The organism is Bradyrhizobium sp., assembly GCF_035309285.1.
Taxonomy (GTDB): Bacteria; Pseudomonadota; Alphaproteobacteria; order Rhizobiales; family Xanthobacteraceae; genus Bradyrhizobium.
This window is the reverse complement of the sequence record NZ_DATGFH010000100.1, coordinates 18215-35117: the sequence shown is the minus strand read 5'-3', so window position 1 is coordinate 35117 and position 16903 is coordinate 18215. Positions and strand designations below refer to the sequence as shown.

The 16903-nt window shown below is 63.3% G+C and carries 15 protein-coding genes and 1 pseudogene; 10 read left to right on the top strand and 6 right to left on the bottom strand.

The window, feature by feature from the left end; genetic code table 11:
- The 3 genes from VKR55_RS19985 to pnp form a co-directional block, all read left to right on the top strand.
- Positions 1–612, top strand: a 612-nt coding sequence (locus tag VKR55_RS19985; protein WP_324405926.1) for a tRNA pseudouridine synthase B, incomplete at its 5' end; no start/stop codon positions are given.
- A gap of 2 nt (positions 613–614) precedes the next feature.
- A complete protein-coding gene (rpsO, locus tag VKR55_RS19980; protein WP_324405925.1) occupies positions 615–884 on the top strand; it encodes a 30S ribosomal protein S15 in 270 nt (89 codons plus the stop codon).
- Positions 885–1219: 335 nt separating this feature from the next.
- Complete coding sequence (gene pnp / locus VKR55_RS19975) at positions 1220–3382, top strand: polyribonucleotide nucleotidyltransferase (protein ID WP_324405924.1); 2163 nt, start codon at positions 1220–1222, stop codon at positions 3380–3382.
- Positions 3383–3452: 70 nt separating this feature from the next.
- Here the strand turns inward: pnp and katG are convergent, their stop codons facing one another.
- On the bottom strand, positions 3453–5627 hold the full coding sequence (katG, locus tag VKR55_RS19970) for a catalase/peroxidase HPI (protein ID WP_324405922.1): 2175 nt from the start codon (positions 5625–5627) through the stop codon (positions 3453–3455).
- A gap of 115 nt (positions 5628–5742) precedes the next feature.
- On the opposite strand from katG, the gene VKR55_RS19965 reads away from it, so the two are divergent.
- The 3 genes from VKR55_RS19965 to VKR55_RS19955 are packed head-to-tail and all read left to right on the top strand — an operon-like array spanning position 5743 to position 7749.
- Positions 5743–6678 carry a LysR substrate-binding domain-containing protein gene (locus tag VKR55_RS19965; protein WP_324405920.1) on the top strand — a complete coding sequence of 312 codons (936 nt, stop codon included), beginning with the start codon at positions 5743–5745 and terminating at the stop codon, positions 6676–6678.
- A gap of 16 nt (positions 6679–6694) precedes the next feature.
- Positions 6695–7156, top strand: coding sequence for a GNAT family N-acetyltransferase (locus tag VKR55_RS19960; protein ID WP_324405918.1), 462 nt, complete (start codon positions 6695–6697; stop codon positions 7154–7156).
- Positions 7153–7749 (top strand): glutathione S-transferase family protein, encoded by a 597-nt coding sequence (locus VKR55_RS19955; protein ID WP_324405916.1) that lies wholly within the window; start codon positions 7153–7155, stop codon positions 7747–7749. The genes VKR55_RS19960 and VKR55_RS19955 overlap by 4 nt, the downstream gene beginning before the upstream one ends.
- A 13-nt stretch (positions 7750–7762) precedes the next feature.
- Here the strand turns inward: VKR55_RS19955 and fabI are convergent, their stop codons facing one another.
- The 3 genes from fabI to fabA are packed head-to-tail and all read right to left on the bottom strand — an operon-like array spanning position 7763 to position 10396.
- A complete protein-coding gene (gene fabI / locus VKR55_RS19950; protein ID WP_324405914.1) occupies positions 7763–8560 on the bottom strand; it encodes an enoyl-ACP reductase FabI in 798 nt (265 codons plus the stop codon).
- Positions 8561–8593: 33 nt separating this feature from the next.
- Complete coding sequence (gene fabB, locus VKR55_RS19945; protein ID WP_324405913.1) at positions 8594–9817, bottom strand: beta-ketoacyl-ACP synthase I; 1224 nt, start codon at positions 9815–9817, stop codon at positions 8594–8596.
- 57 nt (positions 9818–9874) lie between these two features.
- A complete protein-coding gene (fabA, locus tag VKR55_RS19940) occupies positions 9875–10396 on the bottom strand; it encodes a bifunctional 3-hydroxydecanoyl-ACP dehydratase/trans-2-decenoyl-ACP isomerase (RefSeq protein WP_324405912.1) in 522 nt (173 codons plus the stop codon).
- Positions 10397–10786: 390 nt separating this feature from the next.
- Here fabA and irrA point away from each other — a divergent pair, with 390 nt between their 5' ends.
- A complete protein-coding gene (irrA, locus tag VKR55_RS19935) occupies positions 10787–11242 on the top strand; it encodes an iron response transcriptional regulator IrrA (RefSeq protein ID WP_324405931.1) in 456 nt (151 codons plus the stop codon).
- A 131-nt stretch (positions 11243–11373) separates the two neighbouring features.
- On the opposite strand, the gene VKR55_RS19930 is transcribed toward irrA, so the two are convergent.
- Positions 11374–11904, bottom strand: a complete 531-nt coding sequence (locus VKR55_RS19930) for an SH3 domain-containing protein (protein WP_324405930.1) — start codon at positions 11902–11904, stop codon at positions 11374–11376.
- Between the two features lie 313 nt (positions 11905–12217).
- Between VKR55_RS19930 and VKR55_RS19925 the strand changes: the two genes are divergently transcribed.
- Entirely contained in the window at positions 12218–13219 is a 1002-nt protein-coding gene (locus VKR55_RS19925; RefSeq protein WP_324405911.1) for a 2-hydroxyacid dehydrogenase, read from the top strand.
- An 869-nt stretch (positions 13220–14088) separates the two neighbouring features.
- A pseudogene (locus tag VKR55_RS19920) lies at positions 14089–14205 on the top strand (aldo/keto reductase); the annotation flags it as partial.
- 182 nt (positions 14206–14387) lie between these two features.
- Here the strand turns inward: VKR55_RS19920 and VKR55_RS19915 are convergent.
- Positions 14388–15188, bottom strand: coding sequence for a HesA/MoeB/ThiF family protein (locus VKR55_RS19915; RefSeq protein ID WP_324405910.1), 801 nt, complete (start codon positions 15186–15188; stop codon positions 14388–14390).
- 270 nt (positions 15189–15458) lie between these two features.
- Here VKR55_RS19915 and VKR55_RS19910 point away from each other — a divergent pair, with 270 nt between their 5' ends.
- Complete coding sequence (locus tag VKR55_RS19910) at positions 15459–16826, top strand: peptidoglycan-binding protein (protein ID WP_324405909.1); 1368 nt, start codon at positions 15459–15461, stop codon at positions 16824–16826.
- The last annotated feature ends 77 nt before the right edge of the window (positions 16827–16903 follow it).

Below are 16903 nucleotides of genomic sequence, written 5' to 3'. Positions count from 1 at the left end.
ATCGAGCAAATCCCGCCGCAATATTCGGCGATCAAGGTCCAGGGCGAGCGCGCCTATGATTTGGCGCGCGACGGCGAGAGTGTCGAGCTGAAGCCGCGCCCGGTCGAGATTCACCGATTAACCCTGTTAGAACAGATAGATAGTAGCCATTCGACGTTCGAGGCGGAGTGCGGCAAAGGCACCTATGTGCGGGCACTGGCCCGCGATTTGGGGCGAATTCTCGGCTGTTTTGGCCATATCTGCGCGCTGCGCCGGACACTGGTCGGACCGTTCGGCGAGAACGACATGATTCCGCTGGAACAGTTGGAGGCTTTGTGCGATAGAGCCGCGTCTGGCGAGGGTAGCCTCGCCGACGCGCTTATGCCCGTTGAGACCGCGCTGGACGACATCCCGGCACTGGCCGTCACACGGGCTGATGCGGCAAGGCTCCATCGGGGCCAGGCCGTTTTGTTGCGCGGACGGGATGCGCCCAATAGTAGCGGCACAGTCTATGTCACGGTGGCAGGCCGGCTTCTCGCGCTTGCCGAAATTGGCAATGGCGAACTCATCCCCAAGCGCGTGTTCAACCTGACCGGGCTGACTGCCAGCTCCGGCCGCAACGAGAGAGTTTGACGATGTCGATTACCGCGCAACGTAAAGCGGAAGTCATCAAGGCGAATGCTACCAAGACCGGCGACACCGGTTCTCCCGAGGTCCAGGTTGCGATCCTGTCGGAACGCATCAACAACCTCACGGATCATTTCAAGACCCACGTGAAGGACAATCATTCGCGCCGCGGCCTCTTGAAGCTCGTGTCGACGCGCCGTTCGCTTCTCAACTATCTGAAGAAGACGGACGAAACGCGCTACAAGGCGCTCATTGAAAAGCACAACATTCGTCGTTGAGCTTGTTTTGAAGTGCACGCGCGGCCGTATGCCGCGCGCTTTTGCATGATCGATCGAGAACCGCCGATGCGGTCCTTCGGAACCGATGATGCACACGAGCATGATGCTAGACAGAGTCATGCTCGACACCGACGTCCAGCAGCAATCCGGCCGCTGGGCATGACGGGCAAGGTGCCCGTGACCGAAGCGAAAGGATGGACGCCATCCTAAAACCAGAAACCATGGCAGGATCGCCGGATGCTGACGACGCGTTGCGCGCAGCGTCCCGCCATCTTGCGCATGGTTTTTGTTTTTGTGGCGTCCCGCTTTTCGCCAAGCCATGAAAGAAGACCGAAATGTTCAATATTCATTCAGTCGAGATCGACTGGGGTGGACGTCCCCTCAAGCTTGAAACCGGCAAGATCGCCCGCCAGGCCGACGGCGCCGTGATGGCGACCTATGGTGAGACCGTTGTGCTCGCCACCGTGGTCGCCGCGAAGACGCCGCGCGAGGGCGTCGACTTCCTGCCGCTCACCGTCGACTATCAGGAGAAGGCCTATGCCGCGGGCCGCATTCCCGGCGGCTATTTCAAGCGCGAAGGTCGTCCGACCGAAAAGGAAACGCTGGTTTCCCGCCTGATCGACCGTCCGGTCCGTCCGTTGTTCGTCGACGGCTGGCGCAACGAGACCCAGGTGATCGTCACCACGCTCTCCCACGACATGGAAAACGATCCCGACATCCTCGCGATGGTCGCGGCGTCTGCTGCGCTGACGCTGTCGGGCGCGCCGTTCAAGGGTCCGATCGGCGCGGCCCGCGTCGGCTTCGCCAACGACGAATATGTGCTCAATCCGACGCTGGACGAGATGAACGAGACGCAGCTCGACCTCGTCGTCGCCGGCACCTCGGATGCCGTGTTGATGGTGGAATCGGAAGCGAAAGAGCTCAACGAAGACGTCATGCTTGGCGCGGTCATGTTCGGCCATCGCCACTTCCAGCCGGTCATCAACGCGATCATCGAGCTCGCGGAGAAGGCGGCGAAGGAGCCGCGCGAGATCACCGCGATCGACAATTCGGCGATCGAGAAGGACATGCTCGCCCTGATCGAGCAGGACCTGCGCAAGGCCTATGCGATTCCGGTGAAGCAGGATCGCTATGCCGCCGTCGGCGCCGCCAAGGAAAAGGTGATGGCGCACTTCTTCCCGGAAGGGCAGGAGCCGACATACGACAAGCTCCGCGTCGCCGACGTGTTCAAGGAGCTGGAAGCCAAGATCGTCCGCTGGAACATCCTCGATACCGGTCGCCGCATCGACGGCCGCGACGTCAAGACGGTCCGCAATATCGTCTGCGAAGTCGGCGTGCTGCCGCGCGCCCACGGCTCGGCGCTATTCACCCGCGGCGAGACCCAGGGCCTGGTGGTGACCACGCTCGGCACCGGCGAGGATGAGCAGTACATCGACGCGCTGTCGGGAACGTACAAGGAGACGTTCCTGCTGCACTACAACTTCCCGCCCTTCTCGGTCGGTGAGACCGGTCGCCTCGGCGGCACCAAGCGCCGCGAGATCGGCCACGGCAAGCTCGCCTGGCGTGCGATCCACCCCGTGTTGCCGCCGCATCACGAGTTCCCCTACACCGTGCGCGTGGTCTCCGAGATCACGGAGTCGAACGGCTCGTCCTCGATGGCGACCGTCTGCGGCTCTTCGCTTGCGCTGATGGACGCCGGCGTGCCGCTGAAGCGGCCGACCGCGGGCATCGCCATGGGCTTGATCCTCGAGGGGCAGCGCTATGCGGTGCTGTCGGACATCCTCGGCGATGAAGACCATCTCGGTGACATGGACTTCAAGGTCGCCGGCACCGAAGTGGGCATCACCTCGCTGCAGATGGACATCAAGATCGAGGGCATCACCGAGGAGATCATGCGCGTTGCGCTTGGCCAGGCCAAGGAGGGGCGCATCCATATCCTCGGCGAGATGGGCAAGGCCTTGACCGCGGCGCGCGCCGAGCTCGGCGAATATGCGCCGCGCATCGAGACCTTCAAGATCCCGACCGACAAGATCCGCGAAGTGATCGGCACCGGCGGCAAGGTGATCCGCGAGATCGTGGAGAAGACCGGCGCCAAGATCAATATCGAGGACGACGGCACGGTGAAGGTCGCCTCCAACGACGGCGAGGCGATGAAGGCCGCGATCAAGTGGATCAAGTCGATCACCTCCGAGCCCGAAGTCGGCCAGATCTACGAAGGCACGGTCGTCAAGGTGATGGAGTTCGGCGCCTTCGTGAACTTCTTCGGCGCCAAGGACGGCCTCGTCCACATCAGCCAGCTCGCGGCCAATCGCGTGCAGAAGACCTCCGACGTCGTCAAGGAAGGCGACAAGGTCAAGGTCAAGCTGCTCGGCTTCGACGACCGCGGCAAGACCCGGCTGTCGATGAAGGCCGTCGACCAGCAGACCGGTGAGGACCTCGAGGCCAAGCAGAAGGCCGACAAGGGGGACGCGCCGGTGCGCGAGGCCGCCGGCGAGTGAGCTTCCTCACCATCCAATGCAAAGGGCGGCCTTTCGGCCGCCCTTTTTGTTTGTATCGGGGGCAACAGGATCAGTGGCGCACGATGTCGAACCGATCGAGGTTCATCACCTTGGTCCAGGCCGCCACAAAATCCTTGGCGAATTTCTCCTTCGAGTCGCCGCAGGCATAGACCTCCGCGAAGGCGCGAAGCTGCGAGTGCGAGCCGAAGATCAGGTCGACGCGGGTACCGGTCCACTTGACAGTGTTGGTCTTGCGGTCGCGCCCTTCATACACGCCATCGGAGCCAGCCGGCTGCCACTCGGTGTTCATGTCGAGCAGGTTGACGAAGAAGTCGTTGCTCAGCGTGCCCGGCTTCTTGGTGAAGACACCATGGGTGGACTTGCCGGTATTGGTGCCGAGCACGCGCAGGCCGCCGACGAGAACCGTCATCTCGGGTCCCGTCAGGGTCAGCAATTGCGCACGGTCCACCAGGGCCTCCTCCGGCAGCATGTACTGCATCTTCTTGCCGATATAGTTGCGGAAGCCATCGGCCCGCGGCTCGAGCGGTGCGAAAGAGGGGCCATCGGTCTGCTCTTGCGAAGCATCCATGCGCCCCGGCGTGAAGGGTACCTTCACCTCAACGCCCGCATCCCTTGCGGCTTTCTCGACCGCCGCGCTGCCACCGAGAACGACCAGGTCGGCGAGCGAGACTTTCTTGTCGCCCTTCTGCGCCGCGTTGTACTCCTTCTGGATCGCTTCAAGCTTGCCGAGCACCTTCGCCAACTCCGCAGGCTGGTTGACCTCCCAGTCCTTCTGCGGGGCTAGCCGAATGCGCGCTCCGTTTGCACCACCGCGCTTGTCCGAACCACGGAACGTCGACGCCGACGCCCAGGCGGTCGAAACCAGCTCGGAGACGGACAGGCCGGACCCGAGGATCTTTGTCTTCAGACCAGCGATGTCCTGCTCGCTCACGAGCTCATGATTGACGGCCGGGATCGGGTCCTGCCAGATCAGCGTCTCCTTCGGCACGAGCGGGCCGAGGTAACGCGCGATCGGGCCCATGTCGCGGTGGGTGAGCTTGAACCAGGCGCGGGCAAACGCATCCGCGAACTGGTCCGGGTGCTCATAGAAGCGCCGCGAGATCTTCTCGTAGGCCGGATCAAGGCGCAGTGAGAGATCCGTCGTCAGCATCGTCGGCGCGTGCTTCTTCGACTTGTCGTAGGCGTCGGGGATCGTTGCAGCACCGCCTTTCGCTTTCCACTGTTTCGCGCCGGCCGGGCTCTTCGTCAGCTCCCATTCGTTTTCGAACAGGTTCTTGAAGAAGTGATTGCTCCACTTCGTCGGTGACTGCGTCCAGGTGACCTCGGGTCCGCCGGTGATGGCGTCGGCGCCGACACCGGTGCCATAGCTGCTCTTCCAGCCGAGGCCCTGATTCTCGAGGGCGGCGCCTTCCGGCTCCGCACCAACCAGCGACGGATCGCCGGCGCCGTGAGTCTTGCCGAAGGTATGTCCGCCGGCAATCAGCGCGACGGTCTCCTCATCGTTCATGGCCATGCGGAAGAACGTCTCGCGGATGTCCTTGGCCGCGGCGACCGGATCCGGGTTGCCGTTTGGACCTTCCGGATTGACGTAGATCAGGCCCATCTGCACGGCGCCGAGCGGCTCCGCAAGCTGACGCTCGCCGCTGTAGCGTTCGTCGCCAAGCCACGTCCCTTCAGGACCCCAATAGAGCTCCTCCGGCTCCCAGACATCGGGACGCCCGCCGGCGAAGCCGAACGTCTTGAAGCCCATGGACTCCAGCGCAACGTTGCCGGCCAGGATCATCAAATCGGCCCAGGAAATCTTGCGGCCATACTTCTGCTTGATCGGCCAAAGCAGACGGCGCGCCTTGTCGAGGTTGGCGTTATCGGGCCAGCTATTGAGCGGCGCGAAGCGCTGCTGACCGGCTCCGGCGCCGCCGCGGCCGTCGGTGATGCGGTAGGTGCCGGCGCTGTGCCAGGCCATGCGGATCATCAGGCCACCGTAATGGCCGAAGTCGGCTGGCCACCACTCCTGCGAGTTCGTCATCAAGGCTTCGAGATCCTTGATCACGGCATTGAGGTCGAGGCTCTTGAACTCCCTGGCGTAGTCGAACGCCTCGCCCATCGGGTCGGACAAGTCGGAATTCCGATGCAGGACCTGGACGTCCAGTTGCTTCGGCCACCAGTGACGGTTCGTAGGCGTGGGTTTTCCGCCCGAAAACGGGCATTTCGTTTTGTCATCCATGATTGTCTCCTCTGGTTGGCTTGGGAGTTACGCCCTGAACCAGGCGAGCGCAATCTACGCATCGCAATTCATCAGGTAAAATTGACTTTAGTGATTGCTGCGATAGGATTATCTGATGATCAACGTCACGCTGCGTCAGCTCCGCTATTTCGACGCGCTGGCGCGTCACGGCCATTTCGGACGCGCCGCCGAGGCCTGTTCCATCTCGCAGCCGGCGCTGTCGATGCAGATCAAGGAAATGGAAGAAGCGCTCGGCGGCCTGCTCCTGGAGCGCAGCGCCCGGCAGGTCGCGCTCACGCGGTTCGGCGAGGAACTCGCCGGACGCGTCCGCGACATCCTGCGCTCGGTCGATGAGCTCGGCGACTTCGCGCGCGCCTCGCGCGACCGTCTCGCAGGCCGGCTCCGCATCGGCATGATCCCGACCATTGCGCCCTATCTGTTGCCCAAGATCATCGGGAACCTGACGCGGCTGCATCCCGAGCTCGATATCCAGGTGCGTGAGACGCTGACGCCGAAGTTGATCCGGGAGCTCGCCGAGGGCCGGCTCGACACGGCCATTCTCGCACTGCCGGTGTCAGAACCGTCGCTGACAGAGGTTGCCTTGTTCACGGAGACCTTCCTGCTGGTCCGCCCGGCCACCGATGAAGGAACGCCGGTGCCGAGCAGCGAGATGTTGCGCGAGATGCGGCTGCTGCTGCTTGAAGAGGGGCACTGCTTTCGCGAGCAGGCCTTGTCGTTCTGCAAGATGCAATCACCGCCCAGGGAAATTCTGGACGCCAACTCCCTGTCGACCCTCGTGCAAATGGTCAGCGCCGGTATTGGAGTCACGCTCATTCCGGAAATGGCGGTGCCGGTGGAGACGAAGTCGGCCTCGGTATCGCTCGCGCGTTTCAAGAACCCGCAGCCATCGCGAACCATCGGCATGGTCTGGCGCAAGACCAGTCCGCTGGCAAGGCAGCTCCTGCAAATCTCCGAGGTGGTGTGCCTCTCGGCCGGCAAGGTGCGCGGGCGGAACGCGAACGGCTCACCGCCGCGCAGCGCCCGCGCGTGAGACGCAGAGGTCGCCGATGCAAGACCTGATCATCCGCCCCGCCCGCGCGGACGAATATGACGAGATAGCACGCGTCTGGATGGAAAGCTGGGTTTCGACCGGATTGGAGGAAGCCAGCAACTTCCTGCTCGCCAACCTGGGCGCCCGCGTCCGGCGCGAGATCGAACACGGCTGGAGCCTGTTCGTCGCGGACGATCACGGCAAGATCGCCGCCATGCTGGCGCTGCATTTGCCAAAGCGCTATCTCGACCAGCTTTTCGTCGCACCCGACTATCAGGGTCGCTCGCTTGGTCGAAAGCTGCTCGCCTTCACACGCGCGCAATTGCCCGACGAAATCCATCTGCGCTGCGTGCCCGGCAACGAGAAAGCCTGGCGCTGGTACGAACGTGAAGGCTTTGTGTGCGAGAAGGAACAGTTCGACCCAACGAATGGCTTGATGATGAAATACTACTGCTGGAGGAAGGATAAGCTACAATGATGCAACTTTACTGGTCGCCGCGATCGCGCTCGTTCACCGCACTCTGGCTGATGGAAGAGACGGGAGCACCTTACGAGCGCGTGTTGACGGATATCTCGACCGGCGCGCAGAAGAAGGCCGAATATCTCGCCATCAATCCGATGGGCAAGGTGCCCGCGCTGAAAGACGGCGAGGCAACGCTGGCGGAAGCGGCGGCGATCTGCGCCTATGTCGCCGAGCGCTGTCCCGACGCGAAACTGGCACCGCCCCTCGGCGATCCCCTGCGCGCGAAATATCTCTACTGGCTGTTCTTTGCGCCGGGCTGCGTCGAACCGGCGATGGTGCAGATCGCGACCAAGATCGAGATGAATCCGGTTGCCGCCGGTTGGGGCGAGGCGCAGCGCGTGTTCGACGTGCTCGACGTCGCGCTCGCGAAGGGCCCCTGGATCCTCGGCGAAAACTTCTCCGCTGCCGACGTCGCAATCGGCTCGGCGCTGAACTTCTCGGTGCGGCTGTTCAAGATGGTTCCGTCGAGGCCATCGTTCGACGCCTATATCGGGCGCTGCATGGCGCGGCCGGCGTTTCAGCGCGCCGAGAAGATCGCGGCGGGTTAACGGCTGCCGTCGCTCACTCGGTTTCGAGCTGGTCCGGGCGCGGCTGCAGCACAATGTTGAAGCCGGAATCGACGTAGTGGACCTCACCCGTCACGCCGCCGGACAGATCGGACAAGAGGTACAGCGCCGAGCCGCCGAGCTCATCCAGCGTGACGCCGCGTCCGAGCGGCGAATGCTTTTGTTGAAAGGCGAACATCGCGCGTGCATCGCCAATCACCGAGCCCGCAAGCGTGCGAACCGGCCCCGCGGAGATCGCGTTGATGCGAATGCCCTGACCACCGAAATCGGAGGCCAGATAGCGCACCGACGCTTCCAGCGCGGCCTTGGCGACGCCCATCACGTTGTAATTCGGCATCGCCCGCTGCGAGGCGCCATAGGTCAGCGTGATCATCGAACCGCCGCCCGTCATCAATTCGGCCGCACGCTTGGCCACTTCGGTGAACGAAAAGCAGGAGATCAGCATCGTGCGGGCGAAATTCTCCCGCGTGGTGTCGGCATAGCGGCCACGCAGCTCGTTCTTGTCGGTAAAGCCGATGGCGTGGACCAGGAAATCGAGGCGGCCCCACCTGCTCCGTAGCTCCTCGAAGACAGCATCGACGCTTGAGGCATCCTCGACGTCGCAGGGCAGCACGATGTCGGAGCCGAGCTGCTGCGCAAGCGGCTTGAGCCGCTTGGCCTGCGCCTCGCCTTGATAAGTGAAGCCCATTTCGGCGCCGTGGGCGCCGAGCGTCTTGGCAATGCCCCAAGCAATCGAATGATCGTTGGCGATGCCCATGATCAGGCCGCGCTTGCCCTTCATCAGATCCTGCATCGCCCCCACTCCACTTGCGCGATGAACCGGACCTTACGCATCGAACCGCGAGAACACCAGCGTGGCGTTGGTGCCGCCGAAACCGAACGAGTTGGAGAGCACGGTGTCGATCCTGGCATTGTCGATGCGCTTGCGCACGATCGGCATGTCGGCGAACACCGGATCGAGCTCGGTGATGTGCGCGCTCTCGCAGATGAAGCCGTTGTTCATCATCAGAAGCGAATAGATCGCCTCCTGCACGCCGGTGGCGCCGAGCGAATGGCCCGTCAGCGCCTTGGTCGCGGAGATCGGCGGGCACTTCTCGCCGGTCCCGAACACCTTGCGGAGCGCCTCGATCTCCGGCGGATCGCCGGCCGGGGTCGAGGTAGCGTGCGGGTTGATGTAGTCGATCGGCGTCTTGACGGTGGAAAGCGCCATGCGCATGCAGCGTTCGGCACCTTCGCCCGAAGGCGCCACCATGTCGTAGCCGTCGGATGTGGCGCCATAGCCGACCACCTCGGCATAGATGCGCGCGCCGCGCGCCTTCGCATGCTCAAGCTCTTCCATCACCACGACGCCGGCGCCACCGGCGATGACAAAGCCGTCGCGGCTGATGTCGTAGGGGCGCGACGCGGTCGCGGGTGTATCATTGTATTTCGACGACATCGCACCCATGGCATCGAACAGCACCGACAGCGTCCAATCCAGTTCCTCGCAGCCGCCGGCGAAGATGACGTCCTGCTTGCCGACCTGAATGGTCTCGTAGGCGTTGCCGATGCAATGGTTCGAGGTCGCGCAGGCCGACGAGATCGAGTAGTTCACGCCCTTGATCTTGAACCAGGTTGCAAGCGTCGCCGACGCCGTCGACGACATGCCCTTCGGCACGGCGAAGGGGCCGACCCGCTTCGGACCCTTGGTCCGCGCGATATCGGCGGCTTCCACCAGCGTCCGCGTCGATGGACCGCCCGATCCCATGATGATCCCGGTGCGAGCATTCGAGACATCGTCGGGTTCAAGGCCGGAATCGCGGATCGCCTGCTCCATCGCGACATGATTCCACGCTGCGCCTTCGGCAAGGAAGCGCATCGCGCGGCGGTCGATCACCTCGGCGGGATTGAGCGTGGGCGCGCCCTGGACCTGCGAGCGGAAACCAAGCTCGGCATATTTCTCGGCGCGCGTGATCCCGGACTTGGCCTCGTGAAGGCTCGCAAGCACTTCCTGGGTGTTGTTTCCGATGGATGAGACGATGCCCATCCCGGTAATGACAACCCGCTTCATGTTCGCCTCACCATGCCTTATGTCTTTGCCTTATGTCTGTTCGCTCGCCGCTTTCGTTCAGGTCGGCGCCGTGCCTTGCTTGAACAGGCCGACCTTCAAATCCTTGGCGCGATAGATAATCTGATCATCGACCGAAAGCCACCCGTCGGCGATGCCCAGGACCAGCTTTGAGCGCATCACCCGCTTGATGTCGACGTTGTACACAACCTTGCGGGCCTCCGGCAGCACCTGGCCGCCGAACTTCAATTCGCTCAAGCCGAGCGCCCGTCCGCGGCCTTCGCCACCGATCCAGCCGAGATAGAAGCCGACCATCTGCCACATCGCGTCGAGCCCGAGGCAGCCCGGCATGACCGGATCGTTCTTGAAGTGGCAGCCGAAAAACCAGAGGTCCGGCTTGACGTCGAGCTCGGCGCGCACCAAGCCCTTGCCGAATTCGCCGCCGGTCTCGCTGATTTCGCTGATGCGGTCGAACATCAGCATCGGCGGCAGCGGCAATTGTGCATTGCCGGGACCGAACATCTCCCCGCGGCCGCAGGCCAGCAAATCCTCATATTCATAACCGCTGCGCCGAGTGAGCATGTTCAGACAACCTCTCCTGCAATCCCCGATTGAGCGCTTTCAGCAAAAGGACCCCATTGGGTGGGAAGCGCGCCCAATTTCCTCGTATCCGGCGCGAATTCCGTAAAGCCGGGGGCCGCCCAACGGATGGAGCGCTTCGCTGTACCGACGTCGGCTCATCGGGTCCGGGGCTCCTCTATCATAGGCCTTTCCCGTCAGCAAAGCGCGGATCCAGGGTTATATCGCCGCATCGGCCCCGTAGGTTCCCCGGGGACCGCCTAGGATTGTTCTAGTTGCGAAATACTTGCATCTAAAGGATTTCCTCCATATATTTCGCCGAGATAGTCAGGATCAATGAGTGCGGTGCCAGAGGTGGAGACGAGCGACAAGCGTTCAGCATTGAACGAGGAAATGGCGCATGCCGCGACCCCTGCGGGGCGGCAACCGGCGCTGAATGGCTGCCCATGGCACGACGTCAACCAGATGCTGCAGTCCGCAGGCCTTCGGCCGACACGGCAGCGCATGGCGTTGGGCTGGCTTTTGTTCGGCAAGGGCGCCCGCCATCTGACCGCTGAAATGCTCTACGAGGAAGCGACGCTCGCCAAGGTTCCGGTCTCGCTTGCCACCGTCTACAATACGCTGAACCAGCTTACCGACGCCGGCCTCCTGCGCCAGGTTTCGGTCGACGGTACCAAGACCTATTTCGACACCAATGTTACCGCGCATCATCATTTCTATCTCGAGAACAATCACGAGCTGGTCGATATTCCCGACCCGCATCTGATGCTCTCGAAGATGCCCGAGGTGCCCGAGGGCTACGAGATCGCGCGCGTCGACATGGTCGTGCGGCTGCGCAAGAAGCGCTGACTGGTCATACGCGGGCTTGACCCGCGTATCCATCATCTTCGCAAGATGATCCTTGAAGGTGGATGGATTGCCGGATCGAGCCCGGCAATGAGAGACCTCTATGCTTGTCGGCCGGAATGACGGCTACGCCGTCAGTTCACCACCTCGTCGGTGTAGACGCCCCACAGCTGCTGCTGCTCGATCCAGCCGTCAAAACCCTTGCCTGCGATGTGGCACCAATGCTCGTCGCATTTCTTGACTTGGGCGATAACGCCCACTTGCAGGCGTGCGGCGATCGCGCTCGACGCGTCGGCGCTGTCGTAGAGCGGCGCGAGATCGTCCTTGTGCTTCATGGTGACGACCGCGGTGCGGCGTCCGGACAAGAGCGAATGGTAGACCCAGCCCTCGGCGCCTTCGGAATCGCGCACGCGGCGCCAGTTCTCGTATTCCGCGGTGATTTCGACCGGCAACCCTGCGCGGGTGTAGACCCAGGCCACGTCATTGTCCTTGGTCGGACCGGCCCTGACGTTGACGCGATCGGACTTCAGGCTGACATAGCGCGGAACGGGAAGCCCGCTGGTGGTGAGCGCGGTGTCCTTGGCGGTGTATCCGGTAGAGACTGACGCCCCCAGCAGAAGTCCCGAAAGCACCGCAACCGAACCAACGAAACGCCCCAACGCCAACGCCATGACCCGTCTCCTGCCGAGCGTGTCCAACCCAATCTATCGAGCTGAGACTCGCCCCCGCCTGATCCCCAAAATCCCCTGCCCCGTTCGCCCCTGACCTACCAAGCCACAGGGGTTTTGCCGGAGTTCTTGTCTTGGCCCGGCCTTCTGCTAGAGAGGACGGAACGCGTTTAACCAAGACGCGCCCGAAACCTCCAGACCACTTCCCAAGGGAGGCAAAAGGGAACCCAAGGAAACGCCGGGATCGAGCACCACGGCAGTGTCGAATACCCGGGTTAATGAGGTCTAAACGGCCTCATATGAGCAGGATATGTCGGTTAAGAAGAAGCCCCTCGTCGTCGTCACCCGCAAGCTGCCGGACTCGATCGAGACGCGCATGCGCGAGCTGTTCGACGCAAAGCTCAACCTCGACGATGCGCCGATGAGCGAGGAGCAGATCGCCGAAGCGGTCCGCACCGCCGATATTCTCGTGCCGACCGTCACCGACGAGATTACCGAAGAGCTGCTCAAGCACCCCGATTGCAAGCTCAGGATGATCGCCAATTTCGGCAACGGCGTCGACAATATCGACGTGGTGGCGGCGCATGCGCGCGGCATCACCGTCACCAACACGCCGAAGGTCTTGACCGAAGACACCGCCGACATGACCATGGCGCTGATCCTCGCCGTGCCGCGCCGGCTGGTCGAAGGCACCTCGATCTTCATCGAAGGCAAGAACTGGCCGGGCTGGTCGCCGACCTGGATGCTCGGCCACAGAATCGGCGGCAAGCGCCTCGGCATCGTCGGCATGGGCCGCATCGGTCAGGCCGTGGCGCGCCGCGCGCGGGCCTTCGGCTTGCAGATCCACTATCACAACCGCCGCCCCGTCGCGCCGGTGATCGCCGAGGAGCTGGGGGCGACCTATTGGGAGAGCCTCGACCAGATGCTGGCGCGGATGGACATCATCTCGGTGAATTGTCCGCACACGCCGGCGACCTTCCATCTGCTCTCGGCGCGGCGCTTGAAGCTGATCCGCAAGGACGCCTACATCGTCAACACCGCGCGCGGCGAGGTGATCGACGAAGACACCATGATCAAGCTGATCGAAGCCGGCGACATCGGCGGCGCCGGCCTCGACGTGTTCGAGAACGAGCCGGCGGTCAACCCGAAGCTGGTGCGGCTCGCCAAGCAGGGCAAGGTGACGCTGCTGCCGCATATGGGCTCGGCCACCATCGAAGGCCGCGTCGAGATGGGCGAGAAGGTGATCATCAACATCCGCACCTTCCTCGACAACCACAAGCCGCCGGACCGCGTCCTGCCGAGCATGCTGTGATCGCTGCGTAGGGCGGGATGGGTAGGGTGGGCAAAGGCGCGCTTGCGCCGTGCCCACCGTTTTCGCAGTAGCTTTGAATGGTGGGCACGCTGCGCTTTGCCCACCCTACGATTCCGATTCAATTTTCAAACAGCCACTCCGTCCTTGCGAGGGGCCAACGGGTCCGCGCGAACGCGCGGCCCGATGACAGGCTCCGCGACGAAGCAATCCATACTGTCATCGCGTAAGGTTTCTGGATTGCTTCGCTTCGCTCGCAATGACGGAGGAGACGAGCCTAAGCATTCCCGCGGCGCGAATCGCACCCGAGTTTTGCATTATCAGCGTCCCTCGGAAAATACGGAGGGCGCAGGGAATGCCGGGTGCCGTTGCACCCGCGAGCCTCGTGTGCAGCAAATGCGCAAAAAAAGCACACGAGCATCAACAGGTACAACCGAACACACTCCGGCATTCCCTGCGCGATGTTGGACGACTTATTCCGTGCTCTCCTCGGCGTACCGGGCTTCGTAGTCACCGTCGCACGCAATCATCTTGCGGGCTTGACACCAGCATCGGGGTGTCGGGACCACACGGCTTCGTCGAACGCTTCCCGCGCGCTTCGCCTTGCGCGCAGCTCGCGTCCATCGCAACCCGCCTCACGTTCGTGACGATTGGCCGTAACGTCCCTCGTGTCGAGGCGGGATGCCCCAAATATGACAGCGAGTTCTGGTTTTCCGCAATAGCAAAGGCTGCGGCAAAGTAACACGACGAGCAATTTGCGCATGGCGGATATGTGCGAATTGCCCGTCGTGTTGAATTTGCATCAGTCCCCACGGACGCGGGGACCAATAACTACTGGTCTTGGTGTGATGAGAGGCCTCACTCCGAGTTTCCGCCTCACCGAAGCGCTCGGCGCGGTCGATGTGAAGCTGACGCCAAAACACCTTGCGGCGCTGGCCGAAGCCTTCCCGCCCGGAATCGCCTCCGGCGAGCGCTACCCGGAATCGTAGCTTGTGCACATGGACAGCGAGCGGCGGCTGACGGCGTGAGGTGAGCGATTACGTGCGATAGCCAAGAAATGTAGGGTGGGCAAAGGCGCGCAAGCGCCGTGCCCACCATCATCTGTCAACATCTTCGTCTGGAATGGTGGGCACGCTTCGCTTTGCCCACCCTACGAGGTAGTGGCCCAGCCTCACTGATGCCCGCTCAGATCCGTGATCGTCAGCGCATCACCATTGAGCGGGTTGAGCGGGTCGCGCGCGTAGCGCAGCGTCTCGAAGCGCATGTTGCGGGCGTCGATCATCAGGAGCTTGCCAACGAGGCCCTCGCCGAAGCCGACGATCTCGCGGATCGCTTCCAGCGCCATCATCGAGCCGAGCACGCCGGCGAGCGCTCCGAGCACGCCGGCTTCCGCGCAGGTCGGTATCGTGCCCGGCGGCGGCGGTTCGGGAAACAGGCAGCGATAGGTTGGGTTGAACTCGCCCTTCTCGTTTTTCTCATGCGCGCGGATCGTCGTGAGCGAGCCGTCGAAGGTGCCGAGCGACGCCGTGATCAAGGGCCGCGCAGACAAGAAACACGCGTCGGAAACCAGATAGCGCGTCTCGAAATTGTCGGAGCCGTCGAGCACGATGTCGTAGCCGCCGATCAGCGCCATGGCGTTGTCGGCCTTCAGCCGCGTCGCATGCGCGGCAAACCGGACATGCGGATTGAGCGCGTACACGCGATCGGCGGCGGTGTCGGCCTTGCGGCGGCCGATGTCGGGCGTGGTATGGATGATCTGGCGCTGCAGATTGGACAGCGACACATCGTCATCATCGACCACGCCGAGCTCGCCCACACCGGCCGCCGCCAGATACATCAACGCGGGCGCGCCGAGCCCGCCGGCACCGATCACCAGCACGGAGGCCTCCTTCAGCGCCTGCTGGCCGGGGCCGCCGACCTCGTGCAGCACGATGTGGCGCGCATAACGCTCGAGTTCGTCGCCGCTTAGCATCTTTGCCTTTTCTCTCCCTCTCCAGGCTCCCGTCATTGCGAGCGAAGCGAAGCAATCCAGAACTCTCAACCGAGGGGGCGGTTTGGATTGCTTCGTCGCGGAGCCTGTCATCGGGCCGCGCGTTCGCGCGGACCCGTTGGCTCCTCGCAATGACGAACTACCTCTACCGCCGCTCTCCAAACCCTTTTTGCTGAACCCGCGCCAGCCTGTTACCGACCAAGCAGATGTGCTCTACTACCATCCATTCAATCTCCCTTTTTCGGATTTGTCATGAGATCGTGGCTCACAGCAACCTTGATGTTGATGGCCGCCTCCTCTTCGGCTGAGGCGCAGAAGGTCGCGCCGACCACGGGCGGCGCCAGGCCGAAATCGGTCGCGACCGTCCGGGTCCACCCTCCGGGCGTGCAGACACCCACCGAGACCGCGAATGCGCTGGCGCAGGGCGAACGGCTCGCGCTGCAGTCGGACCTCGCCTGGGTCGGACAATATAACGGCGCCATCACCGGCGATGTCAGCGAGCGCATGGTCGCCGCGATCAAGGAATACCAGAAGAGCAAGGGCGGCAAGCCAACCGGCGTGCTCAATCCGCAGGAGCGCGCCGTGCTGGCCGAGACCGCGCGCCGACGGCAGGAGAATGTCGGCTGGAAGATCGTCACCGACGCCGGTACTGGCGTGCGGCTCGGCATCCCCACAAAGCTCGTGCCGCAGCAGACCAGCGACGCCAACAGCTCCAAATGGAGCTCGCCGACGGGCACCATCCAGGTGCTGCTCTCGCGGCACAAGGAAGCTGGTCCCATAATGGCGAAACTCGCCGACCACGAGAAGAAGCAGCCCGGCCGCACGGCCGACTACACCGTGGTGAAGCCGGATTTCTTCGTGCTGTCGGGCCTGCAGAACCTGAAGAAGTTTTATATCCGCGGCACCTTCAAGGGCGACGAGGTCCGCATCATGACCATCCTCTACGACCAGGCCACGGAAAATACCGTCGAGCCGGTCGTGATCGCGATGTCGAGCGCCTTCACGCCATTCCCGGCCGGCGCCGTGGGGCCGCCGCCACGCAAGACCGTCGAATACTCGACCGGCCTGGTCATAACCGGGGACGGCGCCATCCTGGCCGATCGCGAGGCAAACGACGGTTGCCAGGCGATCACGATCCAGGGCTTTGGCCGCGCCGACCTCATCGCCGACGACAAGGACCGCGGGCTCGCGCTCTTGCACATCTATGGCGTGCGCAGCCTGAAGCCGCTCAGCCTTTCCGAGGGCGCTGCGAAAGGAAGCGTCGATATCGTCGGCATCGCCGATCCGCAAAACCAGGGCGGCGCAGCGGCGGTTTCCAGCGCCAAGGCGCAGGTGACATTGGTCGGCACCGGCGGCGACCTCGCGCTGTCGCCGCCGCCCGCGGTTGGATTCTCGGGCGCGCCGGCGCTCGACGAGGCCGGCAAGTTTACCGGCGTCGCGCTGCTCAAGCCCGTGGTGGTCGCGACAGCCACGACCACGAATGCCGCGCCCGCGAGCCAGTCGGTGCTGGTGACGGGCGACACCGTGCGCGATTTCCTGAAAGCGCATGAGATCGCGGCGGCCGGCACCTCGACGGATGCCAGGGCAGCCGTGGTGCGGGTGATTTGCGTGCGGAAGTAGTACGCTCCCTCGCGTCCCGGATGCGGTGCAGCACGCCGGCACTGCACTCCTTCTCGTCGTGGCCGGGCTTGACCCGC

Bases quoted from the DNA above. Each gene is read 5' to 3' on its own strand.
- rpsO (WP_324405925.1), top strand. From the start codon at position 615: ATGTCGATTACCGCGCAACGTAAAGCGGAAGTCATCAAGGCGAATGCT.
- pnp (WP_324405924.1), top strand. From the start codon at position 1,220: ATGTTCAATATTCATTCAGTCGAGATCGACTGGGGTGGACGTCCCCTC.
- katG (WP_324405922.1), bottom strand. From the start codon at position 5,627: ATGGATGACAAAACGAAATGCCCGTTTTCGGGCGGAAAACCCACGCCT.
- VKR55_RS19965 (WP_324405920.1), top strand. From the start codon at position 5,743: ATGATCAACGTCACGCTGCGTCAGCTCCGCTATTTCGACGCGCTGGCG.
- VKR55_RS19960 (WP_324405918.1), top strand. From the start codon at position 6,695: ATGCAAGACCTGATCATCCGCCCCGCCCGCGCGGACGAATATGACGAG.
- VKR55_RS19955 (WP_324405916.1), top strand. From the start codon at position 7,153: ATGATGCAACTTTACTGGTCGCCGCGATCGCGCTCGTTCACCGCACTC.
- fabI (WP_324405914.1), bottom strand. From the start codon at position 8,560: ATGCAGGATCTGATGAAGGGCAAGCGCGGCCTGATCATGGGCATCGCC.
- fabB (WP_324405913.1), bottom strand. From the start codon at position 9,817: ATGAAGCGGGTTGTCATTACCGGGATGGGCATCGTCTCATCCATCGGA.
- fabA (WP_324405912.1), bottom strand. From the start codon at position 10,396: ATGCTCACTCGGCGCAGCGGTTATGAATATGAGGATTTGCTGGCCTGC.
- irrA (WP_324405931.1), top strand. From the start codon at position 10,787: ATGGCGCATGCCGCGACCCCTGCGGGGCGGCAACCGGCGCTGAATGGC.
- VKR55_RS19925 (WP_324405911.1), top strand. From the start codon at position 12,218: ATGTCGGTTAAGAAGAAGCCCCTCGTCGTCGTCACCCGCAAGCTGCCG.
- VKR55_RS19915 (WP_324405910.1), bottom strand. From the start codon at position 15,188: ATGCTAAGCGGCGACGAACTCGAGCGTTATGCGCGCCACATCGTGCTG.
- VKR55_RS19910 (WP_324405909.1), top strand. From the start codon at position 15,459: ATGAGATCGTGGCTCACAGCAACCTTGATGTTGATGGCCGCCTCCTCT.